The organism is Lysobacter sp. Soil_N_51, assembly GCF_057655755.1.
In genome coordinates this window covers 309168-322722 of sequence record NZ_JBDGLR010000006.1, presented here as the reverse complement: position 1 = coordinate 322722, position 13555 = coordinate 309168, and the positions used below count along the sequence as shown (strand labels likewise).

Genomic DNA, 13555 nt, shown 5'->3' with positions numbered 1-13555 from the left:
GATTGCGGTGAATGCGGCGGGCTTTTCGCGGATTAATTGCTGCAGTGCAGCCAAAGTGCGCGGTTTCGCGGTCGCGCCATGCGCCGCAAGCCAGGCCGCGACCTCGCGCCAAATCCCGCGCTGACCGACAATCGCGCTTCCTTACTCACCGCAAAGGCCGCATGGGCCCGCAACGCATCGTCTGCCTCACCGAGGAACCCACCGAAACCCTGTACCTGCTCGGCGAGCAGGACCGGATCGTCGGCATCAGCGGCTTCACCGTGCGCCCGGCGATCGCGCGCAAGGAAAAGCCCAAGGTCAGCGCGTTCACCAGCGCCAAGATCGGCGAGATCCTCAAGCTGCGCCCGGATTTCGTGATCGGGTTTTCCGATATCCAGGCCGACATCGCCAGCGCGCTGATCAAGCACGGCATCGAGGTGTGGATCAGCAATCACCGCAGCGTCGAGGGCATCCTCGATTACGTGCATCGGCTCGGCGCGCTGGTCGGCGCGGGCGACCGCGCCGGCGCGCTGGTCGCGCAACTGGAACAGCGCATCGCCCTCGCGCGCGAACGCGCCGCCGCGCTGCCGCGGCGGCCGAAGGTGTATTTCGAGGAATGGGACACGCCACAGATCACCGGCATCCGCTGGGTCTCGGAACTGGTCGGCATCGCCGGCGGCGACGACGTGTTTCCCGAGCACGCGGCGATGTCGCTCGCGCGCGACCGCATCCTGGCCGATCCGCTGGACGTGGTGCGCCGCGCGCCCGAACTGATCCTGGGCAGTTGGTGCGGCAAGAAATTCCGTCCCGAGCAAGTCGCCGCGCGCGAAGGCTGGAGCGAGGTGCCGGCGGTGCGCGACGGCGAACTGCACGAGATCAAGTCGCCGATCATCCTGCAGCCCGGGCCGGCGGCGCTGACGGCGGGGCTGGATGCGTTGGGCGAGGTGATTGAGGGATGGGCTAAGCGAAGGGCCGGCTGAGGGCGGTATCCCCGCGTGCCGAAATCGCTGTCGCTTCTGGCGCCAGTCCTGCAAAACCTGAAAGGTCTGCGAAGTCTTTTGTGGGAGGGGCTTCAGCCCCTATGCTTTTCGCTCAGCCGCGATGATGCCGACTACTCATCAGTGGATGCGGCGATCTGAGACGAAAGCGTCGGGGCTGAAGCCCCTCCCACAAAAGACCTCGGAGCTCGGCTGGAAGCTGCGTGGTTCGCAGCCAGTCGCGAATACCAAACCCCGATCTCGATCTCGATCTTGATCTTGATCCCAAGCCAAAAGCCACGGGTTCCCAATCTCAAATCTCGAATCTCGAATCTCGAATCTCGAACATGACGAACATCAATTGCGCACCCCCACCCCCGATGCGATCTTGCCGCGCATGAGCCCATCGCCCGCCATCGTCTACGCCCGCGAAGCCACGATCGAGGTCGCCGATTTTCGCCGCGTGCTGGTCGATTCCGGCCTCGGCGCGATCCGCCCGGTCGACGACACGGCCCGCCTGCAGACCATGCTCGATCACGCCAACCTGATCGTGACCGCGCGCCGCGATCACGCGCACGGCGAACTGATCGGCGTGGCCCGGTGTTTCACCGACTTCTCGTGGTCTTGCTATCTGTCCGAACTCGCCGTATCGCCGACCGCACAAGGCCTGGGCATCGGCAAGGGCCTGCTCGACGAAGCCCGCCGCCAACTCGGTCCGACCGTGAGCCTGATCCTGGCCTCGGTTCCCGAGGCGGTGGGGTTCTACGAACGCGCCGGCATGGCGCGCATCGATCAAGCGTTCTGGTACAAGCGCGAGCGCTGAGCGCGACGGCGGCCGGTCAGCCGTCGGCGCGCAGACGCTTGCGGAAGTACACCACGCGTTCGGTTTCGCTCAGGCCGCACGCCTCGTGCGCGCGATGCGAGTCGAGGTTGTCGAGCAACGCGTCGGACGCCAGTTCGCTGCAACCGCATTGCACGGTCCAGCGCTCCACCGCTTCGATCAAGGCCCGGCCGACGCCTTCGCGCTGGAACTCGGGCTGCACGTACCAGCCTTCTAGAAACCCGACCGGCGAGCCGTCGGTGCCGTTGACGTAATCGCCGCGCAACGTCGCTTCGGCGAAGCCGCGCGCGATGCCGTCGGCGTCGAGCGCGAGAAACGCCGCCGCGTTGTGCAGGCGCGCCAGCAGCTCGTCGATCTCGTCGGCATGGCGCGAGGCGTCTTCCTGCGGCCACAGCGCTTCGCGCAGCAGCGACCACGCGGCCCGATCCGCCGCTTCGGCGCGACGCACGCTCCAACCGGCCTTCACGGATACAGCATCCGCTTGGACCACTCGCCGGCGCGATCGGATTCGTACAGCCAGCGCTCGTGCAGGCGGAAATCGGCGCCGTACCAGAATTCGATCTTTTCCGGACGCACGCGCAGCCCGGTCCAGCGCGGCGGCCGCGGAATCTCGCGGCCTTCGAACTGCTGTTCGACCTGGGCCAGGCGTTGTTCGAAGGTGTCGCGGCCGTCCAGGGTTTCCGATTGCTTCGACGCCCACGCGCCGAGCTGACTGCCGCGCGCGCGGGTGGCGAAATACGCGTCGGCCTCGGCGTCGCCGACGATTTCCACCGCGCCCTCGACCCGCACCTGCACCGCGTGCCGCACCCGCGGCCAGTGGAACAACAGCGCCGCGTGCGGATTGGCCTGCAATTCGCGGCCCTTGCGTCCGTCGAGATGGGTGTAGAAAACGAAACCGCGCGCGTCGTGGGCCTTGAGCAACACGGTGCGCGCGGACGGACGGCCGTCGAGCGAGGCGGTCGCGACGGTCATCGCGGTGGGGTCGGGCTCGCCGGCGACGCGGGCTTCTTCGAACAGGGTGTCGAAGGTGGCGAGGGCTTCGTTGAGCAGGTCGTGGGTCGTGGTCATTGCGCTATTGTGATCCCATGTCGCCGCGCCTGCATCTGTCCGCCGAACATCCGTCCGTCGAAAGCAGCCCCGCCACCGCGGGTTTCGATGCAGCGCTGGTCGCCGCGGTGCTGGACGATGCGCTGGCGGCGGATGCGCGAATCTACGCGATCTGCGGCGTGCAGGGCAGCGGCAAATCGACGCTGGCGCGGCAAGTGGCGGCATTGGCGCGGCAGCGCGGACTGTCCATCGCGGCGCTGTCGATCGACGACTTCTACCTGGGCCGCGGCGAACGCCTGCGCCTGGGTCGCGCGGTGCATCCCTTGCTGGCCACGCGCGGGCCGCCGGGCACCCACGATCTGGGCCTGGGCTGCGACGTGCTCGACCGCCTGCGCGCGGGCGAGCCCACGCGTTTGCCGCGTTTCGACAAGCTGCGCGATACGCGCGTGTCGCCGTCGCACTGGCGCCGCGTCGGCGCGGTCGATCTGACCGTGTTCGAGGGCTGGTTTCTGAAAACGCCGGCGCAGGACGAGGATGCCTTGCGCGCCCCGATCAATGCGCTGGAACGCGAGCACGATCGCGACGGCGCGTGGCGCGCGTATTGCAATCGTGCGCTGGCGCAAGCCTATCCGGCGTTGTGGTCGCGCCTGGATCGACTGCTGTTTCTGCAACCACCGGGGTTCGGCATCGTCGCCGAGTGGCGTTGGCAGCAGGAGCAGGCGATGCAGGCGAAACGGCCGCAGCGTCAGGCGATGACGCGGGAGCAGGTCGAACGGTTCGTGAGCCTGTTCGAGCGGGTCAGCCGGCAGGCGTTGGCTGAGTTGCCGGGGATCGCGGATTGGACGGTGAGGTTGGATGAGGGGCGGCGGGTGGTTTGATGGGTGCGTGGGTTTGGCGAATTAGATCTTTAATAACCAATAACCACGCTCCCACCTACCGTCATTCCCGCGAAGGCGGGAATCCAGTGACTTTGGCGCTACATCGGTAACGACGACGTCTGCCTGACCTACGTTCAAGTCGCTGGATTCCCGCGTTCGCGGGAATGACGAGCAAAAGGCGGTGTGACCAGACATGGCGCCTCAGATTCGGTAGAGCCCTGGATATTCGGCTTCGCCGAAGTAAAGCGGAGCCCGCGTTCGCGGCAATGACGAGCAAAAACAAAACCCCGACGCCCCGCGTTGCGGGACCCCGGGGTCATCGTTCCGACCCGAAGGCCGATCCGCACGAAGACCGCGCGGCAGCTCGCGTTACCGCGGCTTACTTCACCACGAACGTAACCTTCAGGTTGACCCGCCATTCCTGCACGTTGCCGGCGGCATCGGTGACGACCTTGATGTCGTTGACCCAGGCGCCCTGGATGTCCTTGACCGATTCGGCGCACTTGGCCAGGCCGGTCTTGACCGCGTCCTCGATGCCGAGCGTGGAGGAACTGTTGAGTTCGATGACCTTGGCGACCGACATGGGCTTTCTCCTGGAAACGGTTATGGATGAAACGATTGAGTCGACGCGGCCGCCGCGCGCGCGGGGCGGCGACGGAACGCAGAGCCTAGGCCGGTCCGCGTTAAGGCCACGCAAGCGCGGGCCGGGCTGGCCTACAATCGCGGCATGAATCCGGCGAGCAATCTGATCCTAGTCGGCCCCATGGGCGCCGGCAAAACCTGCATCGGCAAGCGCCTGGCCGAGCGCTACGGCCTGCGCCTGGCCGACGCCGACCGCGAAATCGAGCAACGCACCGGCGCCAGCGTGACCGCGATCTTCGAACACGAGGGCGAGGCCGGGTTTCGCGCGCGCGAAAGCGCGGTGCTCGCCGAACTGCTGCAAACCGACGGTCTGCTGCTGGCCACCGGCGGCGGCGCGGTGCTCGCCGCCGACAACCGCCGGCTGCTGCGCGAACGCGGGTTCGTGGTGCAGTTGCAGGTCAGCGTCGAACAGCAGCTCGAACGGCTCGCCGCCGATCGCAGCCGGCCGTTGCTCGCGCGCGGCGACCGCGAACAGGTGCTGCGCGATCTGGCCCAGGCGCGCGCGCCGTTCTATGCCGAAGTCGCCGACCTGCGTTTCGACACCGCCGCGATGACCGCGGCCGAAGCCGCGACCCAGCTCGCGCTCGCGCTAGATCGTCATTGGCAGCGCGTCGCCGCGCCGCCGTCCCCATCCGTTTCCGAGGTCAATCCATGAGCGCGGTCCGCAAGGTCGAAGTCGCAGGCGACAACAGCTACAGCATCGAGATCGCCCCCGGCCTGCTCGACGACGGCGCGCGCCTGGCCAAACCGCTGCGCGGGCGGCATGCGTTGATCGTCAGCGATCGCAACGTCGCGCCGCTTTATCTCGATCGTGTGCGACAGGCCTTGAACGCGACCAAGCCGCAGTTGAGCGTGGCGAGCTTCGTGATCCCCTCGGGCGAACACGAAAAGACCCTGGCCCGTTTCGGCGAATGCCTGCACGCGCTGGCCGAGTTGGGCGCGACCCGCGACGCGACCGTGATCGCGCTCGGCGGCGGCGTGGTCGGCGATCTGGCCGGGTTCGCCGCGGCCTGCTGGATGCGCGGCATCGACTGCGTGCAATTGCCGACCACCTTGCTGGCGATGGTCGATTCCTCGGTCGGCGGCAAGACCGCGGTCGACCTGCCGTCCGGCAAGAACCTGGTCGGCGCCTTCCATCCGCCGCGCGCGGTGATCGCCGACACCGCCGCGCTGCGCAGCCTGCCCGAGCGCGAACTGCGCGCGGGCCTGGCCGAAGTGGTCAAGTACGGCGCGATCTTCGACGCGAGTTTCCTGGTCTGGCTGGAACAGCAGGCCGACGCGCTGCTGGCGCGCGACGACGAGGCGCTGGCCGAGGCGATCGCGCGCAGTTGCGGCTACAAGGCCGAGGTGGTCGCGCGCGATCCGTTCGAACGCGGCGACCGCGCCATGCTCAATTTCGGCCACACCTTCGGCCATGCGATCGAAACCGAGCAAGGCTATGCCGGCACTACCGGCGATGGCTTGAATCACGGCGAAGCGGTCGCGGTCGGCATGGTGCTGGCGGCGCGATTGTCGACCGCGCTGGGTCGCGCCGGTTCGGCCGATGCCGATCGTCTGCAACGCCTGCTCGAACGCCTGGGCCTGCCGACCGCGATTCCGGCCGGGCTCGATCCGCAGGCGCTGCTCGCGCGCATGCGCCTGGACAAGAAGGCCGACGCGGCCGGTTTGCGCTTCATCCTGTGGGATGCCGCCGGCGCGGCGCGGATCGTGTCGGGGGTGGCGGATGAGGCGGTGTTGGGCGTTTTGGCGCAGAACTGAAAAGCCATCGCTTCGGCGCCGCTGTCGCCTTCTATCCACAGATAACCATGAAGCCTCGCTTGCGCGAGGCTTCATCGTTTCACTCAACCCATCGAACAACCCACCAAATCAGGCCGCGATCTTTTTGCGCGCGCGAGCCCGCTGATTCGACGCATACGGATTATCGACCTGCAGGCTCGCGCCGCTTCGTACCGCATCGATCCATTCGTCCGTGCTCGCCACCGCGGCGAAGCGGCTTTGGAACACCACCGAAAACACCCGGTGGATCTCCTCGGCGCTGACGAAGCCGGCGCTGTTTTCGTACGACAGCGAACCCGAGGCGTCGTGCAGGAATTCGACGTGATAGCCAAGATGCGCGGCTTCGAACACGGTCGAGGCGTCGCAGTTGTGGGTCATGTAGCCGATCACGCTGATCGTGTCGATGCCGCGGGCCTGCAGCCAGTCCTGGAAGTCGGTGCCGGCGAACACGCTGGGCAGATTTTTTTCGATGTAGTGATCGCGCGGACGGCCCGCGACGACGTCGTTGAGCTGCCAACCCGGCAAGGCCTTGTCGAACACCGGCGTTCCGGCCGGCGCGGTGTTCTGCACCACCACCACCGGGACGCCGGCGGCGCGCGCGGCGTCCATCGCCCGGCCGATGTTGGGCAGGGTGCGTTCGACCGGCGGGTATTCGATCGGCAGGCCGTCGGCGAAGTAGTCGTTCTGTACGTCGATGACGACGAGGGCGCGCTTGCGGGTTTCGATGCTCATGGCCGTGCTCCAGAAAGGAAGGGAAGGAAGTGGCGCTCATTGTTCGCTCGCGCCGGCCGAGCCGATAGTGGCCCGAACGACAATATTCGATAGAATCGGGCCATGAATACCGAGATCGCGATGAGTCGCCTGGCCGTGGTCGCCTTCGACCGGATCAGCCCGTTCCACCTGTCCGTGCCTTGCCTGGTGTTCGAAAACCGCGGCGAGGGCGACCTGCCGCGTTTCGACTTGCGCGTGTGCGCGGCCGAACCGGCGCCGCTGCGCACCCACGCCGGTTTCGACATCGCCACCCGGCATGGACTCAAGTCGCTGGACTGGGCCGATACGGTGATCGTGCCGTCGTGGCGCGACGGCGAGGAGCGTCCGCCCGAGACCTTGCTGAAGGCGCTGCGGCGCGCGCACGAGCGCGGCGCGCATATCGTCGGTCTATGCCTGGGCGCGTATGTGCTGGCCGAGGCCGGCCTGCTCGACGGCCGCCGCGCGACCACTCACTGGGGCTGGAGCGAACACTTCGCCGCGCGCTATCCGCGGGTCGAACTGCAACGCGACGTGCTGTATGTCGACGATGGCCGCATCACCACCTCGGCCGGCACCGCCGCCGCGCTTGACTGCTGCCTGCACCTGTTGCGGCGCCGGCACGGCGCCGAGATCGCCAACCGGGTCGCGCGCCGGCTGGTGGTCGCGCCGCATCGCCAGGGCGGGCAGGCGCAATACATCGAGCAACCGCTGCCGGCCTCGGCCCAGGACGACCGCTTGGCCGCGGTGCTGGCCTGGGCGCTGGCGCATCTGGATCAAGCCCACAGCCTGGATGCGCTGGCGCAACGCGCGCTGATGAGCCGGCGCAGCTTCACCCGGCATTTTCGCGACGCCACCGGCACCACCGTCGGCGAATGGCTGGCCGGGCAGCGTCTGGCGCGCGCGCAGCGGATGCTGGAAACCAGCGAGCACGGGCTGGACGCGATCGCCGCGCAGACCGGTTTCGGCACCGCGGCCTCGCTACGCCAGCATTTCGCGGCGCGGTTGGGGACTTCGCCGTCGGCCTACCGGCGGGGTTTTCGCGGGGTGTGAGGGCCGGCGGCGCGGGGTTGTCTCAGTCTCACCGCGGCCGACAGCGCCATGGCTGCAACGCAGCCACGCGGGGACCGCGACACCCTGCCCACCCGGATGCCGCCCCGCAGCCGCTACAATCGGCCGGTGCGCCTACTCCTTCAACAACGGCCCGACGGCCGCGAAGCCCCGCGCTTCGTGCAACTGATGCTTCAGCCCGACTTGCTCGGCGGCTGGACCCTGGTGCGCGAGACCGGCCAGATCGGCGGTCGCAGCACGGTCCGGCGCGAGGTGTTCCTCGATCACGACGGCGCCTTGAAGGCGCTGGAGCAGGCGCGCGACCAGCAGCTCAAGCGCGGGTTCCAGTTGATGTTCAGTCAGGGCGCTGAAGCGCCGCGATGACTGGGGTGTGGGGTCGAATCGGTCGGGCGGGAAAAGCAAATCCCCCCTGCCCCCCCTTTTGCAAAGGGGGGAATCCTTCTGGGTGGAACGCGGTTGTTGCAGTCGCGCCGCTTCGGATTGATTCGTACCGCGCCGCGGTCGCTGCGGTAACGCAGTCGCACACACCCGCGAAGCCACGCGCACCGCTATACCCACCTACCGGGTTCCCCCCTTTGTAAAACGGGGGCCAGGGGGATTTGCTCTTGCTCTCCAAGCGCCCCCGCACCCACCTCACATCCTTACGAACAACCGGCCAGCCCGACCCCACATGACCAGCCAAGCCCCCACCAACGATCGCTTCCTGCGCGCGCTGCGCCGCCAACCCGTCGACCGCACCCCGGTGTGGCTGATGCGCCAAGCCGGCCGCTACCTGCCGGAGTACCGCGCCACCCGCGCCCAGGCCGGCAGCTTCCTCAATCTGGCCAAGAACCCGGAGCTGGCCTGCGAAGTCACCCTGCAGCCGCTGCGCCGGTTTCCGCTCGACGCGGCGATCCTGTTCTCCGACATCCTCACCGTGCCCGACGCGATGGGCCTGGGCCTGTACTTCGCCGACGGCGAAGGCCCGAAGTTCGAACGCCCGATCCGCAGCGCCGACGACATCGCCAAGCTCGCCGTGCCGGACATGGAAACCGAACTGCGCTACGTGATGGACGCGGTGCGCACGATCCGCCGCGAACTCAATAACTCGGTGCCGCTGATCGGTTTCTCCGGCAGCCCGTGGACTTTGGCCTGCTACATGATCGAAGGCGGCGGCAGCGACAACTATTCCAAGGTCAAGTCGCTCGCGCTCAACGATCCGGCGGCGATGCACCAGCTGCTGAGCGTGGTCACCGACGCGGTGATCGAATACCTCAAGGCCCAGCACCTCGCCGGCGCGCAGGCGTTGCAGGTGTTCGACACCTGGGGCGGCGTGCTGTCGCCGGCGATGTACCGCGAGTTCTCGCTGCGCTACCTGCAGCGCATCGCCGCCGAACTGCCGCGCGGCGACGCCGAGGATCGCGCGCCGCTGATCCTGTTCGGCAAGGGCAACGATCCCTACCTGGAAGAACTCGCGACCAGCGGCGCCGAAGCGGTCGGCGTGGACTGGACCATTGGCCTGGGCGAAGCCGCGCGCCGCATCGACGCGCGCGTCGCGCTGCAGGGCAATCTCGATCCGGTCACCCTGTACGCCACGCCCGAGGCGATCCGCAACGAAGTGCGCATCGCCCTGGACGATTACCGCGACGGCAATGCCGGTTCGCGCGAAGGCCACGTGTTCAACCTCGGCCACGGCATGTCGCCGGACATGAATCCCGACCACGTCGGCGTGCTGGTGCAGGCGGTGCACGAGTTGAGCGCGCGCTGAGTCCGGCGCGGTCGCAACGAAGAAAGCCGGCGTTTCGCCGGCTTTTCTTTTATCGGCGATCGGCGCGAGTTGGTGTCGCCTCACAGCGCTTCGCCCGCACCGGTACCGCGCTCAACCCAGCCGCGGCGCCAGCTTCGGGCGCATCGCATCGATCGCCTCGCCGAGCAGCGCGCCGGTCACCGGCTTGCGCAGGAACCGGTCGAAACCGGCCGCGCTGGCCTGCGGTTCGGCGTCGGCATCGGCGCGCGCGGTCACCGCGATCAGCGGCTGGGCGAAGGCTTGCGCGCGCAGTTGCCGGGCCAGGTCGAGTCCGTTGATGCCGGGCAGGTCGAGATCGAGCAGGGCCATGTCGAAGTTGGCGGTAGCCACCTCGGCCAGCGCGGCCAGGCCGTTGCCGACGTGGGTCACGCGATGGCCCTGCACGCGCAGCAGCCCGGCGATGACCTCGGCGACGGTCGGATCGTCTTCGACTAAAAGCAAAGCTAAAGGCCCCGCCTGCAAGCCACGCAAGGAAGGCTCCGGCGTCGACCCGGCAACCACCCGCGGCGGGTCTACTTCAGCCAAAGGCAAATCGAACACGAACCGCGCGCCCTGCCCCGGCTCGCTGTGGACGCTGATGTGCCCTTCCATCGCCGCGGCCAGTTCCTGGCAGATCGCCAGGCCCAGTCCGCTGCCGCCGTAACGCGCCGCGGTGCGCGCGCCCTCGGCCTGTTCGAAGCGGCGGAACAATCGCGCTTTCTGTTCTTCGTTCAAGCCCGGCCCGGTGTCGGCGACTTCGAAACGCACGCCGTGCGGCGTCAGCGCCTCGACCCGCAGACTGACCTTGCCTTCCTCGGTGAACTTGATCGCGTTGCCGAGCAGGTTCATCAGCACCTGGCAGACCCGGCTGGAATCGCCGCGCAGCCCGCGCGGCGCGTTCGCCGCCACGATGACTTCGAACGCGAGACGGCGCTGCTGCGCGAGCGGCGCCATCAGCTTGCTGGCCTCGTCGACCAGCGCGCGCAGATCGAACGGCTCGTCGGCCAGCTCCAGCTTGCCCGATTCGATCCGGGCCAGATCCAGCGCGTCGTTGACCAACCGCAAGAGGTGTTCGCCAGCGCTGCGAATCGACTGGGTGTAACTACGCTGCTTCTGATCCAGTTGGGTATCGAGCAACAACTCGCTCATCCCCAACACACCCGTCATCGGCGTACGCACCTCATGCCCCAATGTGGCGAGGAACCGCGTCTTCGCCAGCGACGCTTGCTTGGCCACCTCGCGCTCGTGTTCGGCGCGTTGCCACGACAAACGCCGCTGCAAGCGATTGCGATGCGCCAGCAACACCCACAGCATCAGCAGCGCGCACAGCGCGAGCACCCCGGCCAGCGCCCACCAGCTCCACCACCACGGCGAATCCACGTGCAGGTCGATCACCTGCGCCGGCGTCCACACGTTGTCGGCGGTCTTGGCCATGATCTCAAGCCGGTAATCGCCGGGCGGCAGCTGCGAGAACAGGCGCTCGCCGTTGGCGCCGACATCGACCCAGCCCGGGTCGTAATTGCTCAGACGAAAACGATAGCGATTGGTCTGCGCGTTGTTGAACGACAGCAGCCGCGCGACGATGCGCAGATCGCGATCGCCGTCGGCGATGCGCACCGCCGGCACCGACGAGCGACGTCCGGCGGTCGCCGCGGCGATCGCATCGACGGTGGCGCGGCCGGCGCCCGCGCGCTTGCCGGCGTCGGCCGGCGCGTTCGCGGCCACGCCGGCGTTGGTCGCGAACGCGACGCTTTGATTGCCGCGCCGCACTTCGATGGTTTCGATCACCAGCGGCGGCGCATCGCGGGCCGGACGCACCACCGCCGGATCGAACAAGATCAAGCCTTCCGGGCTGCCGATCAGAATGCGCCCGTCGCCCGGGCGCGGCACCGGCTTGCCGCCGAATTCCTGGCTCGGCAGGCCGTCCTTGACCCCGTACACGCGCACCGAGCGCGCCTGCGGATCGACCCGCACCAGACCGCGCGTGGTGGTCATCCACAGGCGTCCGGCGCTGTCGACGGTGAGCCCGCGCGCATCGGTCAACGGCAGGCCCTGGCGCGCGCCGATACTGAAATCGCGGCGCAGGCGCAGGCCGTCCCAGCGGTACGCGGTCAGTTCGCCGAAGCTCGCGATCCACACCCGCTGTCGGCCTTCCAGCGCGAACGCATCGATCTGCACCTGCGGCGAACCGGCGACGCGTTCGAACCGGCGCGTGTTGCCGTTAAAGCGCCACAGCCCCTGCGAGGTGTTGATCCACAGCTCGTCGTCCAGGCCGTTGCCGGCCAGCTCCAGGGTCAGGTACTCCGGCAGGCCGCGCTCGCCGAACTTGAACGCATCGACCACGTGGCCGTCGGCGTCGCGCGCCTGCAGCTCGCCGTCGCTGCCGATCACCCACAGCAGGCCCTGGCTCTCGACCAGTTCGCTGGTGCCGCCGGGCGCGGGATCGCGGCTGTCGCTGTCGCTCCAGTTGCGGTGCGCGCCGGTGGCCGGGTCGATCCGCGCCAGCCCGCCGTAATAGGTCACCCAGACCATGCCGTGGCGATCCTGCAGCACCCGTTCCAGGCCGAGGTTGCCGCTGAAATCCTTGGCGACGTGGGTGATCTTTCCGCTTTCCGGATCGAGCCGGTCGAGCACGCCGCCGCTGCCGACCAGCCACATGTCGCCGCCGCGCGCCGGCGCGATGCCGCGCACGTGCGCGTTCGACAAGGTGGTCGGATCCTCCAGGCGCCGGGTCAACACCGAGAACTGGCGCCAGTTCGGCGGCAGATACCACAGGCCGTGGCCGTTGCTGGCGAACCACAGGCCGCCTTCGCGATCTTCGTAGGCACCCGACCAGCTCGGCCGCACCAGGCCCTGGCTGGCGGTGCTGAACAACGGCACCACGCTGACCCCGTCGATGGTGCCGATGCCGAGGCCTTGCGGCAGATCGAACCAGTACTGACCGGTGCGATCGCGGCGCAACACATCGAGGACGTTCATGCCCGGCGCGACCTGCGCCCACGGCTTGGCCTCAAAACGCCCGTCGGGCCGGCGCACGCCGACGCCGTGCGGGGTGCCGAACCAGGCGGTGCCGTCGGCTTCGAAACTGATCGTGTTGACCAGATCGGAACTGAGCGCGTGCTCGGGCACGCGTTCGAAATCGCGTCCGGTCCAGCGCGCCGCGCCGGCCAGGGTGCTGATCCACAGACTGCCGTCGGGGGCGACGGCGAGATTCGAAATTCCGTCGCTGGGCAGGCTGCGCGGGTCGCCTTCGCGCGGCATGTAGCGGGTGACCGAACCGTCGCTGGCCATGCGATGCAGGCCGCCGTGCTGGGTGCCGAACCACAGCGCGCCGTCGGGCGTGGACGCGATCGACCAGACCGAGTCGTCGCCCATGCCCGGGGTGTTGGCGCGGTTGTAATAGCGGAACGTCTTGCGGTCGGTATCGAGCATCGCCAGGCCCGACTGGCCGGTGCCGATCCAGACCCGGTTGTGGGCGTCGACATGCACCGCCCACAGGTAGTTGTCGCGCAGGCCCTGTTCGCGCCGCCAGACTTGATAGGAAATACCGTCGTAGCGCGCCAGCCCTTCGCTGGTGGCGATCCACAGATAGCCGAAGCGGTCCTCGGCGATGCGGCTGATGGTGTTCGACGGCAGGCCGTCGGCGACGGTCAGCTGGCGCGGGCGCGGCGTTTCCGGCAGACCGGCGAACACCGGCGCGGACACCGAGGCGAACACCGACGCGAGCGCGACCAGCAACAGCCACGCCCAGCGCAGGCCACGCGGGCGCACCGATGCCGGTCGCGTGTTGGGGGCTTTCCTTTGCGGTTCGACGCGTCCATGCGGCATGCAA

13 protein-coding genes are annotated in these 13555 nt (G+C 68.2%); 8 read left to right on the top strand and 5 right to left on the bottom strand.

What is annotated here, in order from left to right; genetic code table 11:
- The first annotated feature begins 161 nt into the window (after positions 1 to 161).
- Together AC3A4T_RS13255 and AC3A4T_RS13250 are read left to right on the top strand one after the other, a co-directional pair.
- A complete protein-coding gene (locus AC3A4T_RS13255; RefSeq protein ID WP_487675814.1) occupies positions 162 to 959 on the top strand; it encodes an ABC transporter substrate-binding protein in 798 nt (265 codons plus the stop codon).
- A 394-nt stretch (positions 960 to 1353) separates the two neighbouring features.
- The gene (locus AC3A4T_RS13250; RefSeq protein WP_487675813.1) at positions 1354 to 1779 is read left to right on the top strand and encodes a GNAT family N-acetyltransferase; all 426 of its coding nucleotides are present in this window, start codon (positions 1354 to 1356) and stop codon (positions 1777 to 1779) included.
- A gap of 16 nt (positions 1780 to 1795) precedes the next feature.
- Here AC3A4T_RS13250 and aac(6') read toward each other — a convergent pair whose 3' ends face one another.
- Both aac(6') and pdxH read right to left on the bottom strand, forming a co-directional pair.
- On the bottom strand, positions 1796 to 2263 hold the full coding sequence (gene aac(6') / locus AC3A4T_RS13245) for an aminoglycoside 6'-N-acetyltransferase (protein ID WP_487675812.1): 468 nt from the start codon (positions 2261 to 2263) through the stop codon (positions 1796 to 1798).
- On the bottom strand, positions 2260 to 2865 hold the full coding sequence (gene pdxH, locus AC3A4T_RS13240; RefSeq protein WP_487675811.1) for a pyridoxamine 5'-phosphate oxidase: 606 nt from the start codon (positions 2863 to 2865) through the stop codon (positions 2260 to 2262). Before pdxH ends, aac(6') begins: the two co-directional genes overlap by 4 nt.
- 17 nt (positions 2866 to 2882) lie before the next feature.
- Here pdxH and AC3A4T_RS13235 point away from each other — a divergent pair, with 17 nt between their 5' ends.
- On the top strand, positions 2883 to 3722 hold the full coding sequence (locus tag AC3A4T_RS13235; protein ID WP_487675810.1) for a kinase: 840 nt from the start codon (positions 2883 to 2885) through the stop codon (positions 3720 to 3722).
- A 379-nt stretch (positions 3723 to 4101) separates the two neighbouring features.
- On the opposite strand, the gene AC3A4T_RS13230 is transcribed toward AC3A4T_RS13235, so the two are convergent.
- Positions 4102 to 4305, bottom strand: coding sequence for a dodecin family protein (locus AC3A4T_RS13230; RefSeq protein WP_036109095.1), 204 nt, complete (start codon positions 4303 to 4305; stop codon positions 4102 to 4104).
- Between the two features lie 144 nt (positions 4306 to 4449).
- Here AC3A4T_RS13230 and AC3A4T_RS13225 point away from each other — a divergent pair, with 144 nt between their 5' ends.
- Together AC3A4T_RS13225 and aroB are read left to right on the top strand one after the other, a co-directional pair.
- Positions 4450 to 5019 carry a shikimate kinase gene (locus AC3A4T_RS13225; protein WP_487675809.1) on the top strand — a complete coding sequence of 190 codons (570 nt, stop codon included), beginning with the start codon at positions 4450 to 4452 and terminating at the stop codon, positions 5017 to 5019.
- Positions 5016 to 6122, top strand: coding sequence for a 3-dehydroquinate synthase (gene aroB, locus AC3A4T_RS13220; RefSeq protein ID WP_487675808.1), 1107 nt, complete (start codon positions 5016 to 5018; stop codon positions 6120 to 6122). The genes AC3A4T_RS13225 and aroB overlap by 4 nt, the downstream gene beginning before the upstream one ends.
- Positions 6123 to 6230: 108 nt before the next feature.
- Here aroB and AC3A4T_RS13215 read toward each other — a convergent pair whose 3' ends face one another.
- A complete protein-coding gene (locus AC3A4T_RS13215) occupies positions 6231 to 6872 on the bottom strand; it encodes a cysteine hydrolase family protein (RefSeq protein ID WP_487675807.1) in 642 nt (213 codons plus the stop codon).
- A gap of 102 nt (positions 6873 to 6974) precedes the next feature.
- Here AC3A4T_RS13215 and AC3A4T_RS13210 point away from each other — a divergent pair, with 102 nt between their 5' ends.
- The 3 genes from AC3A4T_RS13210 (at position 6975) to hemE (ending at position 9705) form a co-directional block, all read left to right on the top strand.
- Positions 6975 to 7940, top strand: coding sequence for a GlxA family transcriptional regulator (locus AC3A4T_RS13210; protein WP_487675806.1), 966 nt, complete (start codon positions 6975 to 6977; stop codon positions 7938 to 7940).
- Between the two features lie 126 nt (positions 7941 to 8066).
- On the top strand, positions 8067 to 8321 hold the full coding sequence (locus tag AC3A4T_RS13205; RefSeq protein ID WP_036109104.1) for a WGR domain-containing protein: 255 nt from the start codon (positions 8067 to 8069) through the stop codon (positions 8319 to 8321).
- A gap of 307 nt (positions 8322 to 8628) precedes the next feature.
- Positions 8629 to 9705, top strand: coding sequence for a uroporphyrinogen decarboxylase (gene hemE, locus AC3A4T_RS13200; protein ID WP_487675805.1), 1077 nt, complete (start codon positions 8629 to 8631; stop codon positions 9703 to 9705).
- 111 nt (positions 9706 to 9816) lie between these two features.
- On the opposite strand, the gene AC3A4T_RS13195 is transcribed toward hemE, so the two are convergent.
- Positions 9817 to 13494, bottom strand: coding sequence for an ATP-binding protein (locus tag AC3A4T_RS13195; protein WP_487675804.1), 3678 nt, complete (start codon positions 13492 to 13494; stop codon positions 9817 to 9819).
- Positions 13495 to 13555 lie beyond the last annotated feature (61 nt).